The 26341-nt window shown below is 39.6% G+C and carries 24 protein-coding genes; 16 read left to right on the top strand and 8 right to left on the bottom strand.

The features are described 5' to 3' along the window. The first annotated feature begins 83 nt into the window (after positions 1 to 83). The 7 genes from R2S10_RS06450 to R2S10_RS06420 all read left to right on the top strand — a co-directional run bounded on the left by R2S10_RS06450 (position 84) and on the right by R2S10_RS06420 (position 8106). The gene (locus R2S10_RS06450; protein WP_316839626.1) at positions 84 to 2144 is read left to right on the top strand and encodes a TonB-dependent receptor plug domain-containing protein; all 2061 of its coding nucleotides are present in this window, start codon (positions 84 to 86) and stop codon (positions 2142 to 2144) included. A gap of 23 nt (positions 2145 to 2167) precedes the next feature. Further along, positions 2168 to 3334: a YncE family protein gene (locus R2S10_RS06445; RefSeq protein WP_316839625.1), complete on the top strand. Its 1167-nt coding sequence runs from the start codon at positions 2168 to 2170 to the stop codon at positions 3332 to 3334. Positions 3335 to 3423: 89 nt separating this feature from the next. Further along, positions 3424 to 4536: a YncE family protein gene (locus R2S10_RS06440; RefSeq protein WP_316839624.1), complete on the top strand. Its 1113-nt coding sequence runs from the start codon at positions 3424 to 3426 to the stop codon at positions 4534 to 4536. A 41-nt stretch (positions 4537 to 4577) separates the two neighbouring features. Further along, on the top strand, positions 4578 to 5468 hold the full coding sequence (locus R2S10_RS06435) for a cell surface protein (RefSeq protein ID WP_316839623.1): 891 nt from the start codon (positions 4578 to 4580) through the stop codon (positions 5466 to 5468). A 42-nt stretch (positions 5469 to 5510) separates the two neighbouring features. Next, positions 5511 to 6617, top strand: coding sequence for a DUF5074 domain-containing protein (locus tag R2S10_RS06430; protein ID WP_316839622.1), 1107 nt, complete (start codon positions 5511 to 5513; stop codon positions 6615 to 6617). A 64-nt stretch (positions 6618 to 6681) separates the two neighbouring features. Beyond that, complete coding sequence (locus tag R2S10_RS06425) at positions 6682 to 7263, top strand: DUF6580 family putative transport protein (RefSeq protein WP_316839621.1); 582 nt, start codon at positions 6682 to 6684, stop codon at positions 7261 to 7263. A gap of 159 nt (positions 7264 to 7422) precedes the next feature. After that, entirely contained in the window at positions 7423 to 8106 is a 684-nt protein-coding gene (locus tag R2S10_RS06420) for a Sir2 family NAD-dependent protein deacetylase (protein WP_316839620.1), read from the top strand. A gap of 5 nt (positions 8107 to 8111) precedes the next feature. Here R2S10_RS06420 and R2S10_RS06415 read toward each other — a convergent pair whose 3' ends face one another. From R2S10_RS06415 to R2S10_RS06390, 6 genes are all read right to left on the bottom strand, one after another. Continuing rightward, positions 8112 to 9911 (bottom strand): STN and carboxypeptidase regulatory-like domain-containing protein, encoded by a 1800-nt coding sequence (locus R2S10_RS06415; RefSeq protein WP_316839619.1) that lies wholly within the window; start codon positions 9909 to 9911, stop codon positions 8112 to 8114. Beyond that, on the bottom strand, positions 9911 to 10903 hold the full coding sequence (locus tag R2S10_RS06410) for a FecR domain-containing protein (protein WP_316839618.1): 993 nt from the start codon (positions 10901 to 10903) through the stop codon (positions 9911 to 9913). Before R2S10_RS06410 ends, R2S10_RS06415 begins: the two co-directional genes overlap by 1 nt. 10 nt (positions 10904 to 10913) lie before the next feature. Continuing rightward, on the bottom strand, positions 10914 to 11516 hold the full coding sequence (locus tag R2S10_RS06405) for an RNA polymerase sigma-70 factor (protein ID WP_316839617.1): 603 nt from the start codon (positions 11514 to 11516) through the stop codon (positions 10914 to 10916). A gap of 80 nt (positions 11517 to 11596) precedes the next feature. Next, positions 11597 to 13093, bottom strand: coding sequence for a DUF4833 domain-containing protein (locus tag R2S10_RS06400; RefSeq protein WP_316839616.1), 1497 nt, complete (start codon positions 13091 to 13093; stop codon positions 11597 to 11599). A 22-nt stretch (positions 13094 to 13115) separates the two neighbouring features. After that, positions 13116 to 14315, bottom strand: coding sequence for a hypothetical protein (locus R2S10_RS06395; RefSeq protein ID WP_316839615.1), 1200 nt, complete (start codon positions 14313 to 14315; stop codon positions 13116 to 13118). Positions 14316 to 14376: 61 nt separating this feature from the next. Then, complete coding sequence (locus R2S10_RS06390) at positions 14377 to 15603, bottom strand: multidrug effflux MFS transporter (protein WP_316839614.1); 1227 nt, start codon at positions 15601 to 15603, stop codon at positions 14377 to 14379. Positions 15604 to 15746: 143 nt separating this feature from the next. Here R2S10_RS06390 and R2S10_RS06385 point away from each other — a divergent pair, with 143 nt between their 5' ends. From R2S10_RS06385 to R2S10_RS06345, 9 genes are all read left to right on the top strand, one after another. Continuing rightward, complete coding sequence (locus R2S10_RS06385; RefSeq protein ID WP_316839613.1) at positions 15747 to 16349, top strand: AraC family transcriptional regulator; 603 nt, start codon at positions 15747 to 15749, stop codon at positions 16347 to 16349. Positions 16350 to 16413: 64 nt separating this feature from the next. Then, a complete protein-coding gene (locus tag R2S10_RS06380) occupies positions 16414 to 17109 on the top strand; it encodes an HAD family hydrolase (RefSeq protein WP_316839612.1) in 696 nt (231 codons plus the stop codon). Further along, positions 17106 to 17942, top strand: coding sequence for a phosphoribosyltransferase family protein (locus tag R2S10_RS06375; protein ID WP_316839611.1), 837 nt, complete (start codon positions 17106 to 17108; stop codon positions 17940 to 17942). The genes R2S10_RS06380 and R2S10_RS06375 overlap by 4 nt, the downstream gene beginning before the upstream one ends. 644 nt (positions 17943 to 18586) lie before the next feature. After that, complete coding sequence (locus tag R2S10_RS06370; protein ID WP_316839610.1) at positions 18587 to 19141, top strand: TerD family protein; 555 nt, start codon at positions 18587 to 18589, stop codon at positions 19139 to 19141. A 6-nt stretch (positions 19142 to 19147) separates the two neighbouring features. Next, entirely contained in the window at positions 19148 to 19762 is a 615-nt protein-coding gene (locus R2S10_RS06365; protein ID WP_316839609.1) for a TerD family protein, read from the top strand. A gap of 32 nt (positions 19763 to 19794) precedes the next feature. Continuing rightward, positions 19795 to 20898 (top strand): toxic anion resistance protein, encoded by a 1104-nt coding sequence (locus R2S10_RS06360; protein ID WP_316839608.1) that lies wholly within the window; start codon positions 19795 to 19797, stop codon positions 20896 to 20898. Between the two features lie 8 nt (positions 20899 to 20906). Beyond that, positions 20907 to 21869, top strand: coding sequence for a hypothetical protein (locus R2S10_RS06355; RefSeq protein WP_316839607.1), 963 nt, complete (start codon positions 20907 to 20909; stop codon positions 21867 to 21869). A 36-nt stretch (positions 21870 to 21905) separates the two neighbouring features. After that, positions 21906 to 22895, top strand: a complete 990-nt coding sequence (locus R2S10_RS06350) for a TerC/Alx family metal homeostasis membrane protein (protein ID WP_316839606.1) — start codon at positions 21906 to 21908, stop codon at positions 22893 to 22895. 94 nt (positions 22896 to 22989) lie between these two features. Then, positions 22990 to 23352 (top strand): hypothetical protein, encoded by a 363-nt coding sequence (locus tag R2S10_RS06345; protein ID WP_316839605.1) that lies wholly within the window; start codon positions 22990 to 22992, stop codon positions 23350 to 23352. A 54-nt stretch (positions 23353 to 23406) separates the two neighbouring features. Here the strand turns inward: R2S10_RS06345 and R2S10_RS06340 are convergent, their stop codons facing one another. Then, positions 23407 to 24732 carry an OmpA family protein gene (locus tag R2S10_RS06340; RefSeq protein ID WP_316839604.1) on the bottom strand — a complete coding sequence of 442 codons (1326 nt, stop codon included), beginning with the start codon at positions 24730 to 24732 and terminating at the stop codon, positions 23407 to 23409. 201 nt (positions 24733 to 24933) lie between these two features. Next, a complete protein-coding gene (locus tag R2S10_RS06335; RefSeq protein WP_316839603.1) occupies positions 24934 to 26322 on the bottom strand; it encodes an MBL fold metallo-hydrolase in 1389 nt (462 codons plus the stop codon). Positions 26323 to 26341 lie beyond the last annotated feature (19 nt).

The raw sequence follows: 26341 nt of genomic DNA, 5'->3' as shown, positions 1-26341 counted from the left end.
TGAAGCTTGGAGTGAGTGCTTATTTACTGTATTTCATTTCCATGATCTAACTGTTTGCTGTGGGTAAATAACTCACAACAAAAATGAGAAGAAACAATTTTGCCCATCAAGGCATCAACGCTTGTTTTTTTACTTTGCTAGCCTTAATAGGCTTAGGAGGAGCTGTGCCTTTAAATTTGCAGGCCCAAACTCATCCTGTTAAACCTGTAAAACAGGATTCGCTGGAAAAAGTCAATGCACTAAAAGAGGTGCAGATCAAAACTATAAAACTCAGCAGAAGACAAACTTCTTCAACTCCCTTACAAATTCTTTCTGGTGCAGAGCTTGAAAAGCTGAACAGCCTTTCTGTTGCAGATGCAGTCCGCTATTTCTCTGGTGTCCAGTTAAAAGATTACGGTGGGATCGGAGGATTAAAAACCATCAATGTGCGGAGTATGGGTAGTAACCATACTGCAGTGTTTTATGATGGCGTACAATTGGGAAACGCACAAAATGGTCAGGTTGATCTGGGTAAGTTCTCGCTGGATAACATTGAAGAAATTGAACTGTACAACGGACAGAAAAGCAGCATCCTTCAGTCCGCCAAAGGATTTGCTTCCGCAAGTTCTTTATACCTGAAAGCCAGACAACCGAGCTTTGAAGAGGGTAGGACTAACCGCATTAAAGCAGCATTCAGAACTGGCTCCTTCGGCCTGATCAATCCCTCTATATTATGGCAAAGTAAGCTGGGCGAACGTACCTATAGTACCGTAAGTGCAGAACTGCGACAAGCAAATGGCCGTTATAAATTCCGCATCACAAATGGAGTGTATGATACCACAGCCGTTCGTCAGGATGGAGATGTTGATGCCATGCGCCTGGAACTGGGCTTAAATGGCGTATTGGCTGATAGCAGTAAATGGAGCGTAAAACTATATGGTTATAGAGACAATCAAGGCTTACCGGGAGCAATCGTAGCCAACGTTTTTCGCTTCTCTCAGCGGATGTGGAATCGTAATTTCTTCGCACAATCTGCCTATGAAAAAAACATTGGGAAATACAGTATGGTGGCCTCTGTCAAATATTCAAATGATTATCTGCGCTTCCTGAACCCTGATATTGTAACCACTACAGGATTTTTGAACAACACTTATCACCAGCAGGAATTTTACTTTTCTTTAGCGAATAAATTGAAAATTAATAAATACTGGGATCTGGTATGGTCTGCCGATTATCAGCTCAACGATATGAATGCCAATCTGGATTATTTTGCCTACCCGACCAGAAATACATTATTAAATGTGTTGGCCACTCAGCTTCATTTCGACAGGTTCGATATACAGGCCAATGTATTGAGTACACTGGTACATGATAAGGTAAAGTCTGGGCCGGCAGCAGGGAATAAAAACGAACTAACACCAACAGTAATGGTATCCTGGCAGCCTTTCGACCTAAAGGAATTCAGAATCCGGTCTTTCTACAAAAGCATTTTCCGGATGCCAACTTTTAATGACCTCTATTATACTTTTTACCAGTTTACCGTACTCAAACCGGAATACACCAAACAATATGACCTCGGTTTTACTTATATCAAAGGCTATGAAAACCGCGCATTGACACAGTTCTCTGTTCAGGCAGATGCTTACTTTAATCAGGTAAAAGATAAGATTGTGGCAGTTCCGGGAAACTCACAGGCCATGTGGAGCATGAGAAATTTAGGAAAAGTAGAGATTAAAGGACTTGATGTCAACATTCAATCCAGCTGGGAACTGCCGCAGGATATTCAGTTGAATCTGGGGCTCAGCTATACCTATCAACAGGCCATTGATGCAGATCCAAAATCTACCACCTATAAAAATCAGATCCCTTACATTCCTTTACATAATGGTACTTTCCTGGCAGGTGCTTCCTATAAGAAATTTGCTATGAATTATAGCTATCTCTATACCGGCCAACGTTACGACCAAACCGCCAATATTCCTAAAAATTATGTACAACCTTTTTATACCCATGACCTGGCTGTACACTACAATGCGCAAATACAGAAAAGAAAATTAAGGCTAACAGCAGAGTTGAACAACCTATTCAATCAAGCTTATGCAGTCATTACAAATTATCCGATGCCAGGTCGTTCTTATCGATTCAGTTTAACCTATGATTATTAAAATGCGATTCGAACACTGCATAAATGATCATTAAACTATTAAAAACAATGAAAGCCATTAAACAATACTCTTTCTTCATCCTGATCTTCCTAAGTACAGCGCTCAGCGCTTGTCGCAAGGATTTGCAAGTGATCCCGGAAGAGCAGGTAGGTGTGATACCAGCCGATCCTTCACGCCAGTTAAAGGGATTCTATCTGGTAAATGAAGGCAATATGAACATGAACAAAGCTTCTTTAGACTATATGGATTTTTCCACAGGTGTGTACAGAAGGAACATTTATAATCAAACAAACCCTGCTCAGATTAATGGTTTAGGGGATGTAGCAAATGATGTTGGAATTTATGGTTCGAAGCTGTATGTGGTGGTTAACATTTCCAACAAAGTGGAAGTAATGGATGCAAAATCCGGTAAACGGATTCAGCAGATCAATGTCACCAACCCACGCTACATTACCTTCAAGGATGGAAAAGCTTATGTGAGCGCTTACCTGGGGCAAGTGGGCGTGCCAGATGCACCGAATGGTGTGGTGATCCAGATTGATACCAACTCCCTAAAGGAAGAGAGAAGGATAGAAGTAGGCCGTCAGCCGGAAGAAATGGCTATAGTAGGACAAAAATTGTACGTGGCCAATTCCGGGGGATATAGCCCTAAGGATTATGATACCAGGGTTTCTGTGATTGATTTGAATTCATTTAGCCTGGTTAAAAACATTGAAGTAGCCATCAATTTACACCGCGTAAAAGCAGATAAATACGGGGATATTTATGTCACCTCAAGAGGAAATTACCTGAATATCCACTCTAAAATATTTGTCATCGATACTAAAACTGATCTAGTAAAAACGCGGTTTGATATTGGTGCCAGTAATCTGGTTATTGATGAGGATATCGCCTATTTCTACGGTTCAGAGTGGAGCAATAGTACCGGAAGATTTACCCTCAGCTATGGAATGATTGATGTTAAGGACGAAAAAATCCTGAATAAAAAATTCATCAATGATGGTACAGAGGCAAATATTACGGTTCCTTATGGCATTACAGTCGATAAATACAGCAAAGAGGTCTTTGTAACGGATGCAAAGAATTATTTTTCGCCCGGTGTCCTATATTGCTTTGATCCATCAGGAAAACTGAAATGGAAGGTAGTTACCGGAGATATTCCTGCTCATTTTGCAATGGTATATAAATAAAACACAACAACAAAATAATGCTTAAGACTCAGATTAGGCAGCATAAATAATTAAAATCAACAACAATATTAAATTACAAAACTAATCACATGAATACCTCAATGACCAAAACCGGAAGATCATTCCTTTTGCTTGCTACAGCAGGCCTATTGTCGCTCAGCGCTTGTAAAAAAGATAAATTACCAACGATTGAGCCTTTAACGCTGACTACAACTGGCGTATACGTTTTAAACGAAGGTGCTTACGGTGCTATGAATGCAAGTAGCATCAGCTATTATAATGTGGGAAGCGGAGCAGTGGAGAACGATTATTTCAAGAAACAAAATGGCATTGCGCTAGGTACTGCTGCCAATGATTTACAACAGTACGGTAGTAAAATGTATTGTGTGATCACCGGATCAAATTTCGCGGCTAAAGATTCTTATGTTGAAGTGATCAGCACTGCCACTGGAAAATCCTTGAAACGCATTCCTTTTTCAGATGAAAATGGCGGTTTTATGCCAAGATTTATTGTGTTCGATAAGAACAAAGCTTATGTCTCAGGATATGATGGCAAGATTACCAAATTGGATACTGCTAGTATGACTATTGATAGTAGAGTAGCGGCAGGCGGTGTTTTAGAGCAATTGGCCATCGCAAACAACAAAATTTATGTGACCAATTCTGTACACCCATATTTGCCATCTCCGATTAATGCTACCGTATCTGTAATTGATCTGGCTACCTTTACCAAGCTGAAAGAGATTCCCGTTGGCCTTAATCCAAGAGTGATTTTTGCAACGACTAATGGTGATTTGTTAGTACAGACTTCTGGTGATTTTGCAACGGTTCCAGGAACGATCAACAGATTGAGTAGTACTACAGATCTTAGCCTGGGTGCAGGATCTGATTTAGGCCTTTCATTTTTGAATATCAAGGGATCAACTGGCTTCGCTATTGGTTATCCAGGACCATATCTGAAAGCATTCAATACCAGCACAGCGACCTTAGGAAATGACCTGATCACGGATGGTACTGGTAGCAAAATTGCTTCTGCTTATGGTGTAACCTTAAATCCATTGGATCAGAGTTTTTATGTAGCAGATGCGAAGAGTTATACTGCTAATGGCGAATTCTTCTGCTATAGCAAAGAAGGTAAACTGAAATTCTCTTTTGCAACTGGAATTGTGCCTAAAACAGCAGTATTCAAGTACGGTTACTAATCAGCAACTTTCCCTATAATCATATCTAAAATCATCATATAATGAAAACTAAGTATTATCTGGCTTTTATGGGCATTGCCACCCTGGCTTCCTGCTCAAAAGACTCAGATCCAACTCCTGAACCAGAACCAACGCCGATTGTGGCTAGTAGTTTTGTTTCTAAATTAATCGACTATCAACCGGCTCCAGGTCAGTTTATCAATACCGACTTAGGTACTGTTAGTGCTGCAAATACCGTAATTGGTAAAAAAACAGGATTAGTTAGTCTGGGTGCATGGGGCGGATCTATCGTCCTGGGGTTTGACCATACTGTGATCAACCAAGCGGATAAAGATGACATCATTATCTATGGAAATCCCTTGCCTACTTTTGCAGAACCTGGCATCGTTTGGGTAATGCAGGATACCAATGGAAATGGACTGGCAGATGATATCTGGTATGAAGTGGCGGGGAGTGAATTCAACAAAACAGGATACCAACGCAATTATTCAGTAACCTATACCAAGCCGGCAGCAGCTACTGATCCTGTACCATGGAAAGATAGCGATGGCAAAACAGGTGTGATACAAACGCATCCTCAGTTTCATGATCAGGCCTATTTCCCTGTAATGAAAGATAAAGATGGAAAAACCATTACCGAGTACACCATTAAGGGCTCTAAATTATCAGCTTCAAATATCGATACGACTATCCCAAGCATGGTTACCAGCAAAGCATTTGACTGGGGATATGCAGACAACCTAATGGATGGTGATAAAATCGACATCGCAAATGCGGTAGATCAGGCAGGAAATAAAGTGGCTTTAAAAGGAATCAACTTTATTAAAATTCAAACCGGTGTCATGGGAAACATGGGATTGTTAGGAGAACTATCCACAGAGGTTTCCGGTGTAGAAGACATCAGTTTGATTAAAGTAGCCAGCACTAAATAATATTATTCAATTCAACCAAAAAATATCCATTCAAACAATTAAATGAAGATCACCAATTTTAAAGGATTAGCACTAGCAGCTCTTTTATCCGCTGCGCTATTCTCATGTAAGAAAGACACAGAACAAGTTGTAATCATAGACCCGATCGAAACTCCCGGGAAATATCAAAATGGTTTTTTTATCATCAATGAAGGATGGTTTGGCCATGGAACAGGATCAGTGTCATTTTATGACGCCGCTAATGGAACATTAAAAGACAGTGTATTTCAAAAAGAGAACGATGGAAAAGGTTTTGAACCAACAAGTTCTACCGTACAATACGGTACAGTGTTCAATAAAAACTTATATATCATCAGTAAGGCAAAAGGTCCGGTAGTGGTAACCGATGCGAAAACGATGAAAGAAGTCGGTAGAATCCCTGCCTCATCAGAATATGATTGGCGTGCATTTGTCGGTATCGACGAAAATAATGGCCTTTTAAGCAGTAGCGATGGAATTTATCTGGTGAATCTTAAAACGCTAAAGCCAACTTTTAAATTAATAGGAACTAAAGGACAGATTGGTGATATGTTGAAAACAGACAAGTACATCTACACACTTTCTCAATCAGAAGGTGCAGTGATTTACAATGTTTCTGACCTTTCAGTTCAAAAGAAAATCGCTGGTGTAACTATGGGTTTTGCCAGAACACCGGATGGAAAAGTATGGTACACCATTGGTAAAAACCTGTATAAATCTGATCCTGCAACTTTGGAAACTGAGGCCATAGAACTGCCGTTTTCTACTTTTGGTACTTTTGGTGCCTGGTTTTCTTCGCCAATTATCGCTTCTACTAAGGAAAATTCAGTGTTTATGATCAAAATGCCTAATTCTTGGGGTGGTGGTCAGGATATTTACAAATATGTTTCCGGTGATAAAACATCCTTAGACAAACCTTTTATTACCGCTACTGATAAACAAGTTTTCTATAAAAAGAACCTGGGCTATTATGCACAAGGAGATCAGATTGTAACGACAACGATGTTGCCTGGTTTTGGAGCAAATTCAGCAGTTAATTTCTTGAATATCTATGATGCGAAAACTGGAACATTGAGTAAAACTGTTCCTTTCAGTGGTTATTATTTCCCTTCAATGTTTGCCTTCCATTAAACGTTGATACCATAGGCTTTTTTATGCCGTGGAAAAAATATAACTTTGTTATTATAATATATAAATGAATATGTCTGAATCTAAATTCAACCCGCGTTCGATAATCCTGTTAATGATTATCATTTTTGTAAGCATTATCCGTATTGCAGCCCCATTGTCTGGCGACTTTAAAGAGATCGCTAATTTTTCAGCTGTAGGAGCAATTGCCTTATTTGGCGGCGCATATTTCAATAACAACGTTAAAGCATTTGCTTTCCCAATGTTGGTATTGGTTCTGAGCGATATTTTTATTGCAAAAATGTCAGGATACGGCTTTTTCTATGCAGGCTGGTACTGGACATATATTGCAATTATTGCAATGGTAGGCGTTGGTAAACTGATGATGAAAAAAATAAATGTAGGTACTTTTATGGCCTCTACTTTTATCGGCGTTTTCCTTCACTGGATCTTGAGTGATATTGGTCCAATGTATGCACCAAGCATTTACCCAGCAACATTAGCTGGTTACGGACAATGTTTAATCAATGCAATTCCTTTTGAATTGAATTTCCTTTACGGCACAATCGCCTACGGAGCAGTGATGTTCGGCGCATTTGAGCTGTTAAAAGCTAAATACCCAGCGCTAAGCCTGGCAAAAGCAGCATAAAAAAACGCTTTTAATTAAGCACATGAATAAGCAATCCCGGGATTGTTGCGGAGCAGACTCCTCAACCACCCGGGATTTTTTTGTTTCCTGAAAATACGGTACTTTGTCAGGTAATCAGCTCATTTATCAAAATGGAGTTGTTTTAATCAATTGATCCCTATGAAAAAGAAACTAGTGGTATTGACCGGAGCTGGCATCAGTGCCGAAAGCGGATTGAAAACTTTCCGGGATACGGATGGGCTATGGGAAGGTTTTAATATTTATGATGTGGCTACACCTGAAGCCTGGCGTAAAAACCCAGAACTGGTTCAGGACTTTTATAACCAGCGAAGGAAACAGGTGCTATCGGCACAGCCTAACGAAGCGCATAGCGCATTGGTCGCATTGGAGGCCGACTATGATGTTCATATCATTACTCAAAACGTCGATGATTTGCATGAAAGGGCAGGTTCTACTCAGGTAAGCCATTTGCATGGCGTGATTACCCGTTCTCAATCCGATAGCGACCCTCAGTTAACCTATCCAATCGAAGGTTGGGAGCTTAAAATGGGGGAACTTTGTGAATTGGGGACACAACTTCGGGCACACGTAGTGTGGTTTGGAGAAGATGTTCCGATGATTGAAGAAGCGGCGAGAATTTGTGCATCAGCAGAAGTATTTGTACTTGTGGGCAGCTCATTGGCAGTGTATCCTGCTGCGGGTTTAGTTGATTTTGTTCCCGCACATAGCCCGATGTACATCATAGATCCGGTGATTCCAAAGGTTAAAAATAGCCATCAGGCGATTAGAATTGAAAAATCTGCAGTTGCCGGAATGAAGGATCTGCTGGAATTGTTAACCTGATCTCTTTAGAAAAGCGTGATGCCGGCATTCCAGCCATACCAACCTTTATTATTTCCACTAAAATTATGGTGTTTGTCTGGGACAATCTGTTGCTTGTAGTTTTTAGCACTCGCCCCACTAGGCGCATCGCTGTTATAGTAGGAGTAGGATGGTCCAGCAAATACCGTAAAGCCTTTAAACAACTGTACCTGTAAATTGAGCTGCAATTTGGTTAAGACATTGGAATATTTCCAATTGCCCAGATACAGGTATTGGAAGCTAAGTTCAGGGGCAGCAGACAGGCGTTTGCTGAAAATGATATCATGTCCGAAACCAAGGCCAAACGTCGCGATTTTTGCTGTGTCGGAATAACTTTTTCCTACAAAGAGGATGTTGTAAAGGTTCGCATTCCCGGTTTTTAAAGCGATATTAGTTTGCACTAATTCGTTGGTAGAGACACTAATTTTATGGTAACCGTCACCTACAATATTGATCAACCCTAAACTGGTCCCAGTAGAAGAGTCTGAAAAATTTAAGAGGGCCAATTGAAAACCTGTATTTTTCTTTGCGATATTGAACAAGCCTCCAATTTGAAGACCTGACGCTGTTCTGGAGCTGATATTACCTAAACCTGCAATCTCTATACCTCTTGAATTTCGCGAATTGATATTGATTAAACCGGCAACCTGGAACCCGTTTTTCTCTCCGCTGTTTACATTCAGGGCACCCGCAGCCTGGAAGCCTTTCATATCACCTTTCACCAGATTGGCAATTCCTGCTATTTGAAAAGCCTCTATATTGCCTTTTACCACATTTAAGGCACCTGCAGCCTGTAGCCCTTTCACATTTGCCCGCACATCATTATGCAAACCGGCAATTTGGATTCCCTGTACTGAACCACCAACCACATTAAAGGCCCCGGCTACCTGAAGTGCTTTTACTTCTCCTTTGTTGAGGTTAAAAACTCCGGCCATCTCAAAGCCGTCTACCCCGGCAGTATAACCACCAATAATATTTAATGAAACTTTATTGACTACCTTGGAACTCATCATTCCATGAGAACTTAAACCTGGGGTAAGGGAGGTCTGGAAAGGGGTATTCGCAAAGAAGTTAGGGATATTCATGTTCTGGATTTTTTGCTTTGAAGAGATGAAAAACCGGCCAATGCCTAATTCCTCAATCGCATTTGAAAACTTAGCCCCTTTTTCTTTGTCCGGATCATCATAAGATTCCGGTTTAATGGTAATGTCTGAGAGGAAAACCAGTGCAGTATCTCTATAAGTTTCTTTACTGGCAGTTAGGATTACCTCTTTATGTTCTCCTTTGAAACGCAATTTGAAATAGCCATCGTTGTCGGTCAACGTGGATTGTAATAGCCGTTTTTCATATACACTAGCCTGTTTTACCTTGCGGCCGGTTTCAGTGTCGATCACATAACCGCTAATCAAATATAGATTGTCGGCGGTAGTGATGTTTTCTGGCTCAATGGTCAGGTGGTTAACGGCATAACGTAAAATGATGTAATTTTCATTTTCTTTATAATCCACTTTGCCTTGAAACATCTGGTCCAAAACCGTCCTCACCGGTACATTTTTAATGTTTAGGTTCACCAGGCTGTCCTGGTTAAACAGCGCACCATTATAGGCGAAATAAAAATCTCCGGCTTTGCTCATTTTATCCAGCACCAGACTAATCGGCTCTTGCTTTGCCGTAAAACTCAGGCGTCGGGAAAGGTTTCGTTGCAGGTTGCCCGCTATTCCGGGCGGCTGCTGGGCTGCGGCAATATGAAAAAAGAAAAGGAAAAGCAGGCTAAGTTTGGTCTTCATTATTTCTTGTTAGAGAGCAGTATTTCTTTTCCATTACTGCTATAGGTTAAATTTAAACTCTGACAAATGATCTCCAGGTTGTAATCTAAGGTTGCATTCTGCTTCAAAGTTGTGGTTAAGCTCAGGTTTCTAATGGCAGGATCTACCTTGATATTAGCATCATAAGCTTCATTAAGAACGTTGGCCAGCTTCCATAACTCCGTATTTTTAAGTGCAAATACCTTGGTTCGGTAATAGTTGTAGAGCTGATCCTGATTTTGTTCTTTAAGGAGTTGTGTAGAGCTTGGTTTGATGAGTACCCGTTCTCCTGCAACTAGGTTAATGGTTTCTCCTTTTAAACTCACTTTCACAATGCCACTTTCTACGATGACCTCTGTTTGCTGGTTCATGTGTTTTACATTAAAGGATGTTCCTACCACTTTAACGGATACCTCATCAACCTCGATGATGAAAGGATGGCTTTTATCCGGAGCCACATTAAAAAACACTTCACCAGAATCCAGGCGTATGCTGCGGTCTTTTTTAAATTCCGACGCATAGCTGAGCGCCGATTTCTTGTTCATGGTGAGTTCTGAGCCGTCCGGAAGTTTTTGAACAATGACCTCCTGGTTTGCGGCCAGCTCCATATACTTTTCTGTTGTCAATACCTCGTAAAAAATCAGGGCACCAATCATCAGTACAAAAACAGCAGCTATATTTATCCAGGTGTACTTTCTTTTCATAGGAATTACTCCTTTGATAGGCATTGTGTTCTCGATTGCCTGGATCAAAGGTTTTTCTTTTTTACTCAGTTTCTCTTTGAAGTTAAGCCAGGCCTTGGTTTCATCTACGGGGCTTTTTGGCGCGAGTAATTGACTGCGTTCCCAAATTTTCTCTAATTCCAGAAATTCCGAGATATTCGCAGGATCGGCTGCCAGCCATTTTTCAATAGCAGTGGTTTCTTCCTCACTGGTTTCTTTCAATAGAAACTTTATCAATAATTCATCAGTCATTGCCATGGTGTTAATTAAAAAAATCTTTATAGTATAGGATTCCTAATAGGATCAGAACCAGGAAATCGGATAGCTTTAATCGCAATACCCTAAGTGCTTTGCCCATTTGGTTTTCAACCGTTTTAATGGACAGGCCTAACTGATCGGCAATTTCCCTGTATTTGAGTTCTTCAAATCTGCTCATTTGAAAAATGGTTCTGCATTGCTCAGGTAAATCATTCATAGCCCGGCTAAGGTTTTTTTCTAATTCGCTCATTTCCAATCGTGCAGAAGCAGATTCGGATGAGGGGGGAGCGCTGTGCTGTGTATACTCTTGATGTTTGAATTTTATCTTTTCGTGCTTGAGGTAATTCAAACAGTCATGATAAATACTCTTATAGAGGTAAGCTTTCAGCGATGACTGTATATTCAGCAATTCGCGCTTCTCCCAGAATTTCATAAACATCCCTTGAACCATCTCTTCCGCTAGCTCATGCTCCTTCAGCATCACAAAAGCATAAGCATGCAGTGCTTTGTAATGTGTTTTGAACAATAGCTCAAACTCAACATCATTGAATGGTTCCTGATTTGGGGATTGGGGATCTATTAGCTTCACACGTTTAGTTCTTGTCAAATATATTTTTTCTTTGGCTGATGTGATGGAATACTTTCAATTTATTCCGTTATCTCAACCATAATTAAGCGTCCGTTGCTTTAAATGTCAATTCTCTTTAGCATTTCTATACCAGTTTCAGAGTTTGTTGTAATCAGATCAATGTAAACGACTTTTGGAAACCAGAATGAACCTCCATTAACTTTTACAAATACCCGTTTCAATAAATGGTTGCGTCCCTCATCCTTGATATAGATATGGTATTTTTGGTCTGTTTCTGATTTAATCAGATACATCGGCATTTTTTGATAAGCTGCCAGTCGGATTTCATACGTTTCATTACCCAATGCTTTTGATTTTAAACCATAAGCGAATTTTTCTTCTATGTTGCTGAGGGGTTTTAAGCGTCCTTGTTCCTCATATCTGACCCAGGAGCCTTTAACAGGTGCTTTCGGGTCTAATAGTCCGTCTGCTTTATAATTAAGCTCATAAACCACTGTATTCGCGTCGGGCGTTCTTTGAAGGAAAAATAAGAGGTTTTTCCCATTTGGAACGGGAAGAGGCTCATTGTTTTTTAAGGGTTGAGCATCGACCACCTGTGTCAATAACAACATAATCATTAATACAATAGCAGTTGTTTTACTGCGGATCTCTTCGGCTGGTTGCGGTCTTTGATCTTTGTTCAGTTTATGTCGGTAAATTTTCCCCGGACTGGCGAAAATGAAAAACAAGCACTCTCTCACACCATCACTTCCTTTTACATCTTTTAGCATATCCCGGTATTCATGGAAGTTCAATGCAAAAGGATTGGTTTTGTTTTCAATAGGAGTTGTTAATCCATAGATTGGTTGCTCTTCTTCATATTGAAAAGTACCAAACCAATGGTCCCAGATCATAAAAGTAGCCCCAAAATTCTTATCGAGGTATTTCTCCTGACTTCCATGGTGTACGCGGTGATTGGAAGGTGTCCCAAAATACTTTTCAAAAAATGGGTGTATCTTTCCGATGGCTTCGGTATGCACCCAGAATTGATAGAGGGTACTCAGCTGACTTGCCACCAGAAAGACTACCGGATGAAAACCCATTAAGGCAACCGGAATAAAGAACACTGTTTTGAAGTGCTGTACCCAGCTTTGGCGGAAAGCAACTGTCAGGTTATAGTGTTCTGCAGAATGGTGTACCACATGGGTTGCCCAAAAGAAACGGTTGAAATGGGAGATCCTATGCGACCAGTAACTACAGCAATCGTATATAATAAAGCAGGGGATTAAGGTCCACCAATTCAATTCCATACGCCATGGCAACAGGTTGTAAATCCAGATTGCACCATAAACTAACACCACTTTCATCAGCAGGTTGACTGCCAGATTTCCTAATCCTACCAATATAGAACCTAGCGTTTCTTCTTTTTCATAAGTTTTATGTGTCCCAAAATGAGACATCAGGAATTCTAATAGCGCGAGAATAAATACAGCGGGCAGGGCATAAGCGATAAGATTTGGAGCTTCTTTTTGCATCAGATAACTGTCTGCAAAGTCGATTTTTGTCGCTCCAAACAGTGGTAGAAAGTCCAGCCATTGGGTAGTTAGGGTTGCCATAGGTGTTGGATTAAAGAATGAATTAGAAAATGAATTGAATTCCTCCGGAATAGCCCAGGTATAAGGCTTGGAAGCTGCCTGCGGGATCTCCCCAGGTGCGGATGAATTTCTTGTGGAGGTTTTTGCCTTCGGTGGTATTGGTGCTTAGGAAATTAATCGATGGTCCTCCAAACAATTCCAGGTGATTTCCTATCCTTAAAGCAGGTAAAACGCGGAAGGAGGACTTAAAATATTCCCCGGTTTTGAAACTTTCCAGTACGGTTGCAGTTAATTCGGTGTGAAGTCTGAAAAATGAGCTTTGAAACCAATGGGCACCAATACCAGCTTCCATTGCATAGACTTCTTTTTTGTTTTTTAGGTTGTAACCGATCCCTAAGATACCATAGGTCACTTTTCCTCCAGAGCGGAAAGACAAGATGGATGTCTGCGTTTCATCTGTGGTCAAACTGATGCTTTTTTCCCCTCTTTTGACCAGGTTAATGATCCCGATCGGGTAATCACTGTTGTCGGCAATATTGATAAACCCTGCGGCCTGAATGCCTTTTACCTTTTTAGCAATGTTGATGAATCCTGCAAATTGTGAGCCCTTCACATCTTCAGCTTTGTTGATAAAACCTGCCAATTGTGATGCGGATACATTTTTCCGGGCTAAATTGATAAAACCAGCCAACTGTGATCCTTTTACGGCATTTGCTGTATTCATGAAACCTGCAAGCTGGGCGCCATGTACATCTTTGGCAATATTGCTGAAGCCTGCAAATTGTGCCCCTTTAACATTCCCTTTGGAAATGTTCGCAAATCCTGCAAAGGAAGCTCCTTCAGCCGATCCATAAGTATTTAGAAAACCAGCAATTTGAAAGCCGTTTGCTTTTTTGCCAATATGATTTGAGAATAGCCCAATTTGAGTTCCTGTAGCTTCATTCCGGATAATATTTGAAAATCCTGCGAAACTAAACCCCTTTTCAACAGAAGATACTCCTGCAAGTAAATGAAGGGAAAAGTTGTTGGTATCCAAAGGAGCGTGTGTTCCATTGCTACTCAATGGGTAAACCAGGCCGATATGGATTTTTCCGATTCCTTTTTCGGTTCCCTCTCCAGTATTGGCCTTCGCATCTTGCTGTGCAAATCCATTTAGTCCGGAGAGTAATAGGCCCGCAATTGCGATCGCCTGATAAGTTGGTTTAAATGATTTTAATGTTTTGTTCTCGTTTGTAGTCCTCATTTTTGTCTGATTTTGAAATGAGACAACGCAATGAGGGTTTACCCCTACGACCTTTTGAAAATTAGTGAATAAAAGCAGAGGTGTCTTTACTTTCTTCGATTTGAACCTTAATATTCCTTCTTCCAATCACTAAAAGCATTAAAGCCAGAACCGTGGTTCCAGTCATAATGGCTACCATAGGAACTGCAGATTTTAGTTCAAACATACTTACGCCAAAAGAAGCCAAAGCGCCCAGCCCCATTTGAACTGCACCCATTAGTGCAGATGCAGTACCCGCATTTTTGCTAAATGGTGCAAGGGATAGGGCAGAGGTATTTGGATTGGTTAAACCCAGGCAAGAGAGGAATAAGAATAGCAGGACTACCGTTTCCGTTAGGCCGAACCAGTTATTGATACTACCAATTAAGAAGAATAAAACGATCAGAACCTGGGTGCTTAAAGCGGCAAAAATTACCTGCTCACTTTTATATCTCCTCAATAAGAGCGTATTGATCTGGCTGGAGCCAATTAAGCCGGTTGCTAATAACGCGAAGATCCAGCCATAAGCTTCTTCAGATACCTGAAAGATATCTATGAAAACGAGCGGTGAACCGGAGATGTAAGCAAAGAGTCCTGAAAAAGCCAATGCACCTGTAAAGGCATAGGTGTAAAACTGTGGATCTTTGACCACAGAAAGAAAGTTTTTGAGAATAGGAAGTGGTTTCAACGAAAGACTGGTATCCGGTTTATAACCGTCTGGTAGCCAAAGCCAGCTGGCAATTAGGTTCAGGATTCCTAAGCCCATCAAAATGATAAATACAGAATGCCATCCCCAGGCAACGGTTACATAACCACCCAGGGTAGGAGCGATCATTGGAGAAACGCCTACCACAAGCATTAGCAAAGCGAAAACCTTGGCATTTTCTTTTACAGGAAAAAGGTCTCTCACCATAGCAATTGAAGCAACTGCTGCGGCACAGCTTCCTATCGCCTGCATAAAACGTAAAATGATCAAGGCATCCAGACTGGTTGCAAATACACAACATGCAGAGGCAATGATATAAACAAGAAGGCCGATATATAATGGTTTTTTCCGTCCAAAACGGTCTAATAGTGGCCCATAAAGGAGCTGTCCGGCAGAGATTCCAATAAAGTAACTGGAAAGTGATAAGGATACTTTGAGTACGGTTGTGTTCAGGTCTTTTGCAATGGCCGGAAATCCAGGAAGGTACATGTCGATTGAAAAAGGTCCTAAGGCAGTTAGGGAGCCTAATAATACAATAAGGAGGAAGTATTTTTGTTTTGTCATTAGATTTTGCAAATATAGGTTTTGTACTTTTAGCATTTGCGCGAACTTGATGTTTTATCCAAACATAATCGGATGCTTTTCGTTTTAATTATGTAAGTTTTAAGCAGGATTTTGTAAGTGCTAGTTGCGCAAATACATTATTTTTGCAATTAGATTTAAACCTCCCGGGAGATAGAATTATGGTGTTATATGTAAAAAATATGGTGTGTGACCGTTGTGTGATGATTGTTCGTCAGCAACTGGAGCAACTTCATTTCGAAGTAAATGACATCAGCTTGGGTAAGGTTGAAGTGGTTCCTGATCCTAACGAAAATCAATTACAGGACATATCTGCTACACTGCAGATGCTGGGGTTCGAACTGATGGATAAGGAGAAAGATCAACTGGTGGAGCAGGTGAAAAACAAAGTCATTGAGCTGGTTCATTATTCCAACCTGAATGAAATCAATCAAAGTCTCATCACCATTATTGCAGACCGCCTGGATAAAGATTATGCTTACCTGAGTAGATTGTTTTCTGACGTAGAGGGCATCACCATTGAAAAATATATCATTCAACAGAAAATCGAAAAGGTAAAAGAACTACTGGAATACGGAGAGCTGAACCTGAACGAAATAGCCTATAAAATGGGTTATAGTAGCAGCGCGCACCTTTCTGCACAATTCAAATCGATTACTGGTTTGAGTCCAAGTAAATATAAAAACTCCAGTTTAAATAAGAGAAAACCTCTGGATAAAATCAAATAAGTCTTACGAAATTTGTAACATTACGGCGCTTATTCAATTCTAAACTGGAAATTTAAACACACAGATGCCTTTTTATAAACACTATTCATTTGATCTTTGGTTGACATTGATCAAGTCTAATCCTGCTTTCAAAACAGAAAGGACAAAATATTTTCATGCCCATTACAATTCCAAAAAGAAAAGTGTCGATGAGGTTGCGCTGATTTTTAGGCAGGTGGATCTAATGGTCAATGCCATCAACGAAAAGACGGGTAAGAATATCGATGCTGATGAAATGTACCTGATGGTAATCAGCATCATGAATGATTATTCAACGGAGTTTCAAGGACTGGATACAGCAGCATTGTATCTGGAAATGGAAATCCTGTTGTTGAATAACATGCCCTTGCTATACAATTCAGAATCATTGAGTGTATTAAGCGAGCTGAAATCTTCAGATCGGAGTACTACAAATATTTTAAGTAATACCGGCTTTATCAAAGGTGTAACCCTGAGAAAAGTATTGGAAAATTTGAAGCTGACCGACTTGCTGGATTTTCAGTTATATTCGGATGAAGTACGTTTATCTAAACCTAATCCCGAATTTTTTAAGCTGATGCTAGATACAATTGACCAGGAGAAGCATCCCGAAATCAGATTGCAAGAGATCATTCACATTGGTGATAACCCAGTTGCAGATGTTAAGGGAGGCAAAGCTATGGGGATCAATACGCTGCTCATCAATTCAAATGATTTATTAATTTCACACTTACTCTCATGATTCCATATACCTATTCCCTGCATAAAATAAATGATACCGTTAATTTCGGGTTTTCAGCCGATGATTACAGTCGCTTTAAATTCGGTGATGATCTGGTATCTAAGTCATTCGGAAAAGATCTAGCCGATGGTTTTATTAAATATTACTTACAGGAGAATCTCATTACCGAGCAAATCGTAGTCATTTCCAGCCCTTATTGTTTCATTCCAACTGCAACATTTGCGATGAAAAATGCTTTTGTCTCACAGTTGAACCGTTGGTTGGTTGCTCATGGAGGATTGGTGATACAAGAAGCAAAAGTACATAGAACCATTACCTATAAGGAAGATTATGGTGGATTAAGTGCAGAAGAACGCATGAGATTAATTGGTAACGATTCTTTTCATATCGATAAGGATTTCCTGGAAGGTAAAACTTTACTATTTCTTGATGATATCAAGATTACGGGAAGCCATGAGCGGATGATTCTGAAAATGGTCAAAGAATATGGTCTGAAAAACGACATTCATATGCTTTATTTCGCCGAATTGGTCAATAAAGACATCCATCCGAATGTGGAAAATCACCTGAACTATCATTTGGTGAAATCTATTTTTGACCTGGATGAAATCATTAAAAGTGGAAACTTTGCAGTGAACACAAGAATTGTAAAGTATATCCTGAACTGTGATTTTGAAAGTTTTTCTATTTTCATAGACCGACAAACTCCTGAATTTATGAACAGTTTATATGATTTATCATTGGGAAATAGTTACCATACGATTCCTTCTTATGAGGAGAATCTCAATCATTTGAAAAGCTATCTGCAGCAGCAGGACTACAAACTGAGCTAAGGCTCCTATTTGTTTGAAGGAAAAAGCTCCTGCATTTTTATGCAGGAGCTTTTTGTTAGCTCATTTTTTCTCCTCACTTTCAAAAGTATTTTAGTGTCGGTTGTGTATAGGGTTGATACATTAGCTATTAAGTTAGTGTTGTTTGTAGAATGAATTGAGATTGTTTGCTGGTGGAGTCCAAATCCGCTTGACTTTTAATAAGACTTTGCTAGGGGTTTGATAGCTCTTTATAGGCTTAAATAGCCTTTCAATCAGGGTTGAAAGGCCTAGTAAATAAAGAGGGTTCAGGTGCTCATACAGCAGTCAGTTTGAGCCCATTTTATACACTTTACAAAATACAGGTCTTCCATAAAGCTTACTGTACAGTACAGAAGGGGGGCTATTTACCAGGAATTCAGGATGGCAAATACCTTGCAGAGAATAATTGTCATCAAATCTTCAAATAGGATGACGTTAGGCGATAAAAAACATGATTTTTACATTAAAAAGCTAGTTTTTTCCCTTAAAAATTGATATTTTGCAGGTACTGATTATAGTGGTTGATTTTGGTGGCTGGAATTTGTAATCCTAGATTTTTGCTAGACAAAAGACCCGCTGGAACCGGTATTATTTACAGTTGATTATAATTTAAAAACACATAAAATATGGCAATTAACTTGCAAAAAGGACAAAGGGAGAACATCGATGCCCCTAAATTTACGATCGGTCTTGGATGGGATACCAATAGTTCTACTACGGGTACCGCATTTGATTTAGATGCTTCCATTTTTATATTGGATGATCAAAAGAAGTTAGTATCGGATCAAAACCTGGTATTTTACAATAACCTGGTTTCTCCTGATGGTGCAGTAGAACATACAGGTGACAACTTAACGGGTGATGGGTCTGGTGATGATGAGCAAATTAAAATCGACCTGACCAAAATAGATCCTAAAGTGAATGAGATCTGTGTAGTCGTAACCATCCATGATGCAGAAGGCAGAAAACAGAATTTCGGTCAGGTTAGAAATTCTTTTGTGCGTATTTTTGATACGGTTACCAATGAGGTGATCTTAAAATACGAACTTGAAGAAGATTTTTCAATTGAAACTGCAGTAGAATTCGGTAGAATTTACAAACGTGAAGGAAAATGGAAATTCGAAGCCGTAGGAATGGGAATGAAAGGTGGTTTACAAGATTATTTAAATAAATATCAATAAGAAATTATGGCAATCAATCTTCAAAAAGGACAGCGTATCAGTCTTGAAAAGAGTAACGGAAGCAAGCTTCAAAACATTTGTGTAGGAATTAACTGGGGTGCCATTGAGAAAAAAGGCATGTTTGGCTTTGGTAAAACAAAAGAAGCAGTAGATTTGGATGCAAGTTGTGCCTTGTATAATGAGAAAAAACAACTGGTAGATGTGATCTATTTCGGTAGTTTGAAATCTAAAGATGGTGCAGTAAAACATAGCGGTGATGATTTAACCGGCGATATGGGTGGTGATGATGGTTTAGATAATGAGGTGATTACCTTAGATTTTACCCAGCTTAACCCGACTGTTGATTACGTGGCATTCGTATTGAATAGCTTTAGAGGTCAGGATTTTGCAACGCTTCCTTTCGCATCTATTCGTATTTACGAAGGAACTCCAAAACAAGTAAGAGAAGTATTTGCAACTTATGATATTGCAAATGGCGCAGGTTTTGCTGGTCATGTATCTATGGTATTGGGTGTCTTCTACAAGAAAAACGGAGAATGGAAATTCAATGCAATCGGAGAGCCTACCAAAGACAAGAAATTAGAAGAAACTGTGAATACAGTAACACAAAGCTATCTGTAGACTCTAAAGGTAAAGGAACATTTTATTGAATTATGGAAATAAACCAGAATAATACCCAAAGCCTTAGTCCGGTTCCTGTAAAACTGGATAAGGATGGAAATGTTGATTTGACAACAATCAGCCCGGAAGAGGTCAAAAAATATACTGAGATTAATAAATCATTAGAGCCTTCTGACGTGAATTCTATCCTGAATTATGGGGTAGAAGCGCAGAACTCTATGGAGAAATACAGTAATGATTTTTTATCATCTGTAAGAACCTATAACAGCGGCGACGTAGGCGGATTGATTAATGAATTACTGACTGAGCTGAATTATATTGATGTTACCGAGTTGGAGCAGAGTGGTTTTAAATCTTTTATTTCGAAAATCCCTTTCCTGAAGAATCTGGTTGTTGATGTAAAGAAACTCTTTCAAAAATATGATGTGGTGGTCAATAACATTGACAAAATCACGAATAAAATTAAAGCAGGTCGTTTAAATTCTATCAAGGACAATAGCTCATTGCAAACGATGTTTGATAACAATGTGAGCTATATCCACCAGATGGAAGAGCTGATTATTTCGGGACAACTGAAGTATGAGGAGCTGAAACTGAAACTTGCTGAAATGGAAGGTAGACCTGCAGATTTCCAGGATTATGAGATCGCAGATTTAAGGGATTTCGTGACCAGACTGGACAGACGTTTAGCAGACATGAAAATTGTTCGCTTTATTATGTTGCAATCCCTGGCACAAATCAGAGTCGTGCAAAATAACAATACTTCTATCGCTGAAAAAGCGCAGTCTATTGTTTCTACTACGATTCCGGTATGGAAAAATCAGCTGACCATTGCTGTAGCACTACAAAGGCAAAAAGCCAATGTAGAAATGCAGAAAAAGATCTCTGATACCACCAATACCATTCTACAGAAGAATGCAGAAATGCTGAAACAGAATAGTATTGATGTGGCCAAAGAAAATGAAAAAACAGTGGTATCCCTTGATACCCTGAAAATGACTACGCAATCGTTGATCGAAACCTTGAATGAGGTGAAGAAAATTCATGAAGAAGGAGAGAAGAGCAGAAGAGTGTTGGATGGAGAATTGAAAACTCTTGAAACTGAATTGAAGAAAAACGTGACGCGCGTTAATTAAAAAAATCAATGGATGACCGCCGTAATTATATTTTAAAGGAATCCCGCACAGAGATCAGCCGTTTACAGCTGCTCTCTGTGTTTTTTGAAGAGGAAGCGGTTTATAAAATATACCTGCGTAGCCAGGTGATTCATCAGCTATTTGAGCAGAACGAAGAATTGGATATTGATAAACTGGAACTTTTTCATGTGCAGTTTACTGCCAGTGTTATCGAACTGCTCAGAAAGATTAAGAAAAATAATGAGAAGAATGTTAGCCTGATCTATGATGAAATAGAGCTGAATAAGGAGCTGATAGAGCGAATGAGTAATTCGGTCTTTACAGATCGGAACTTTAATCTGGACAAGCAGAAACAAGCCTTAAAGATCAATTTGTCTTTAAGAAAGTTGTTTGAAGTGCTGTCGGACCTAAGCACGGATTTTCCTTTTTCAAAAAACATCAATTCATTTAGTTCCAGATATGCTAAAGATTTTTATTATAACATTAGCCCCGATCAGTTGTCTGAACTGATTCAGTACGATCCGAAAGAGGTGTATTTGAATATACACGCAACTATCGAAAAGAAATTAATGGGCAGCCTTTGTAAGTATGATTTCAAAACGGAGTTCTACTGTGGATTGAAGTCGGGGCAAATGATCATTGAGGTTTATAAGTTTGTAGAAGTCGACCGGTATTTCCTCTTTTTCCCCAACAGGAACCTCTTCCTGTTTTGTGAGCTGGAGCAGCTTAAGGGGATCGACTGGACCAACAGTCTATCTGAAAAGGAAAAGATGGTTCAGGAGCTTTCTTATAAAAACGATAAGCTGGAAAGTAGTGCAGCGGCCCTTAAAACCTATATCCCAAAAGAAATTATCGACCTTCTGGAAGAGAATTACCTGAAGATTTCAGATATAGATTTCCTGGAACATATGAATAATTTTGATGTACAGGCTAATATTTTAAAAGCAATGCTTAAAACCGATCTTTTTTAGCATTTTTATCAAAGTAAAAAAAACAATAATTGAAACATGGATAATAATTTAATCAATCATCCCGGTGTAATCATCGGGTTTGGAGTGCTGGTTCTGGTGATGTTACTACTGGATTTGGGCGTTTTTAATAAAAAAGTACACGCCGTAACCAGTAAAGAAGCTGCAATATGGTCCATAGTATGGATTACTTTATCTATGGCATTTAGTGGCGTGATTTACGTGACTTCCGGATTTGAAAAGTTTACGCAATTTCAATCGGCATATTGGATCGAAAAGGCCCTGTCAGTAGATAACCTCTTCGTTTTTATCCTGGTATTTGGATTCTTTAAAGTACCAAAAGAATTACACCATAAAGTGCTGTTCTGGGGTATTATTGGAGCCTTGGTATTCCGTGCGATCTTCATTTTTGCAGGTGTAGGACTGATTAATCTAACCTATTTGCCTGAAATGACGCTGTTTGGACATGTATTGCGTATCAATGTGGTGTTGTTGATATTCGGTCTGTTCTTGGTTTATGCGGGTATCAAATCATGGGTTGCAGATGACGACGATGATGAAGAAAAAGACTTTAGCAAGAGTGCAGGTGCGCGTTTGATTTACAAGTTCTTTAAAGTAAGCAAGGAATTTGATGGTGCTAAATTTTTTACCGTTGAAAACGGAGTAAAAATGGCCACTCCATTATTGGTAGTAGTTGCAGTAATTGAGTTTACAGATTTACTTTTCGCAGTAGATTCTATTCCAGCGATTTTTGCGATTGCTCCTGATGATCCACTGATCTTATACACTTCCAATATTTTTGCAATTTTAGGTTTAAGAGCCTTGTATTTCCTATTGGCGAACTTCATTCATATGTTCAGCTTGTTAAAATATGGTTTAGCAATCATTCTAGCCTTTATTGGGGTTAAAATGGTGATTGCACCGTTCTATCACATCTCTTCACCACTTTCATTATCGATTGTAGGTGGGGTTCTGATCCTGTCGGTGATTGCTTCCATTATGTTTGTGCCGAAAGAAAAAACAGCATAATAAAATACTGCTGAATTAGAAAAGGCCTGGGTTAATAACTCAGGCCTTTTCTTGTATAAGGATTAAACGCTATTTTAGTCCTAAATCAAGAATTATGCAACATACGCTAAATATTAACCTACCGGAAGTATTCCATTCAACCTATAACGCTAATCCGAAAACTGCGGTGTTGGAGGTGTTAAATAGTCATCTGGAGCCTTTGGAGCTGCTGTTGCAAGGCTATCATTCCAGAGAGAAGGTACGTCAGGTTAACCTGGAAGCAGACAGCCTGGAGTTGGATGGAACAGGGAAGGGGACTATAACCGTCAGCTATCAAATCGAAGAGTTTAATGTTTGTGCTGCGATCGATCGTACGGATATGGAGCGTATGAAATTGACATTCAGTATTTCTGAAGCCACAGGGATGATGAAAGTGGCAGGAATAGCATTGCCAGAACGTGAGCCTGATACTTTTTAGGCATAAAAAAACCGGCAATCGCTTGCCGGTCTTCATTCTTATGAATTGATTAAACTAGAATAAATTAAATTCAACTCTACGGTTTGCCTGACGACCAGCTGCAGTTTTATTACTTGCAATTGGACGATCTGGTCCGTAACCTACTGCTTCAATACGATCAGCATTAGCACCTTGAGCTACTAAATAAGCTTTTACTGCTTCTGCTCTGTCTTTCGATAAACGTTTGTTTAACGCTAAAGAACCAGTGTTGTCAGTATAACCAGCTAATTTCAAGCTAAAGTTTTTCTCTACCAACAGGGCCGCAACACGGTCTAAAGTAGGATAAGATTTAGCACGGATGGTTGCTTTTCCTAAATCAAATTCTAAGTTTTTAATCGCCTCAGCAACAACCTTACGGTCAGCTTCAGTAATGATTACTTTTTCTCTGATAATGGTTGCTGGAGCTACTAATGGACATCCTGAACCATCAACAACTACTCCTGCAGGTGTGCCTGGGCATTTGTCAAATTTGTTCGCTACGCCATCTTTATCATCATCACCCATTTCTTTAGCATAGATTTCTCTATCTCTCTCGATTTTTTGCTCTGCCGTAGACAATGCATTTCTTAAAGCTGCACTTTCTTCTGCACTTTCGTTACGCAAGTTAGCCAATGAGCTGTAGTTTTGTAATTGTGGTTTTGATTTGCTTCCCAATGCAAATTCTAAACCTGCATGACCATAAGAGAATTTATCAAATCTACCAGTGTTGTAACCATCAAATGTAGACGATTTTACAAAGTTTACATCATATCCAAAGTCTAAGTTAATGCCTTTAGCTACACCTAATTTGAAACCTGCACCTACAGGGATGAAATATTTTTCCTTGTATGGATTTCTTGAAGTAATGGCACCGTTATAAGTATCACCACCTGATGACATGTAACCCACACCACCTTTAACGTAAGGGATCAACATCGCATTCTCATTATTGATGCTGATGTTAGCCAAATTGTATACTGCTGTTAAAGCTGCAGACCATTCTACACGGGTATCAAAACCAGTGTTGTCCAGGTATGCTGGAGTACCAAGTTGGTTTAAAGCTCTCGAGCCTTTTACTTTTCCTGCAAGGAAATCAGCCTGAAGTCCTAAAGCTGGAAGGATTTGTTTTTTGATGTAACCACCATATCCTAATGTCTCTTTAGCAGTATTAAAATCACGTTGGGCCCCGTTAAAAATAGTGTTTGAGCTAAGTACGCCAGCATGGGCGCCAATTGACCAGGTGCGGAATTCTTTTTTTCCAAAACGTCCTGTTGCGTCTGGGTTAGTATCTTGTGCGAATAATTGCGATGAAGCACCCAATAGGGTCACTACCATTGCGGCTTTTGTAATTTTGGATTTCATATTCTTTTTCAATTAGATATTTGTGTTCGTCAATTGATGAACTACAATCCCCCTTGAAATAATCCTGCCAAACACATTTTAGTGCTAGATTAATTATGAATTCCTTAATAATGAGTCAGTTATTACCTTTTTAGAAAAAATAGAATTTTCTATGTTATGGGAGCAAGACTTGGATTTTGTGTATAATATTTAGTACAATAACTATAAATCGAAGACTTCCCCGAGTTCCGGAATACTGACTTTATAGTCGATTTCCCGAAGCGCTTGCGCCAGACTTTCTATGCTTTTATCTTCGCCATGCACTAAAAAGACCTGTTTTAATTTCGAGGAATCCTGTTGTTTTACAGTATTCAACAAGTCTTGATGATCCCCGTGACCGCTTAAAAGATCTGTTTTTTGAATGCTTGCATAGACCATCAAGTCCCGGTTTCGGAGCCTGACGATAGAATCACCACGAAGTAAGCGGTGGCCTAAGGTTCCTTTTGAGCAATATCCAATGAATAATATAGTGCAATAATAGTTTTGTATATTATAATAAAGGTGATCCTGTATTCTTCCTCCTTCCAACATACCGGCAGAAGAAATGATGATACATGGCTCATGGTAGTTCGAAATGGAAATACTCTCTCGTTTGTCATGCACATAAGAGAGGCCTTCAAATTCAAACTGATCACCTTCGCGTTTATAAAATTCCTGAGCTTCCTGGTTTAATAGGTTATGGTGCTTGCGGTAAATATTGGTGGCAGATTCTGCTAAGGGGCTATCTACAAATATTTTCACATAAGGAAGTAAGCCCTTACTAAAGATTTGATTTAAGGCAAATACCAAGGCCTGAGTTCTGCCAATACTAAAGGCCGGAATGATCAGTCGGCCAGGAGATTTGATGCAGGATTCCTGAATGGTGTTGATCAGCTTTTGCTCCAGACTCATTTCTGTGCTGTGTAGCCTGCCGCCATAAGTGGATTCAGAAACGAGATAATCGACCTCAGGAATCCTTTCAGGATCCCCCAACACAGGGTAATTGCTGCGGCCAATATCACCTGTAAAAGCAATCTTCTTAGTAATGCCCTGATCTTGCAAGGTCAAAACTACCGCTGCGGCACCGAGTAGGTGTCCAACAGGAATGAATTCCAAAGATACCTCCGGATTAAGGCGGAAGGCCTTATGAAAACCAACCGTCACAAAACGATCTACCGTATCCATGACATGCTTATGTAGATAAAGTGGCTGTGGACCTGGACCTCTTTTTCTGCGGCCTTTAGTTCTTGTGCTTTGTTTGTTTAAAAAAATATTAACAGAATCGAGTAAAAGCAATTCGCTGAGGTCTGCGGTAGGCGGGGTACATAATATTTGACCTTCAAAACCCATCCTGATTAAAGTAGGTAGATTTCCGGAATGGTCAATATGTGCATGGGTAAGAATTACGACATCTATGCTCGAAGGATCAAAAGGAAAATACTGATTCTCTTCCTGATAGGTGTCTTTCTCATAGTCCAGACCACAGTCTACGAGTATTTTGTAATTCTCTAATTCCAGCAGATGCATACTCCCTGTTACCTGTCTCGCTGCTCCCCAAATGGTCAATTTCATAGTTCCGGTGTTCCTTTAA

This window comes from Pedobacter gandavensis, assembly GCF_032678745.1.
GTDB lineage: Bacteria > Bacteroidota > Bacteroidia > Sphingobacteriales > Sphingobacteriaceae > Pedobacter > Pedobacter gandavensis_C.
The sequence above is the reverse complement of the archived record's forward strand: the minus strand, read 5'-3'. Positions and strand labels throughout refer to the sequence as shown.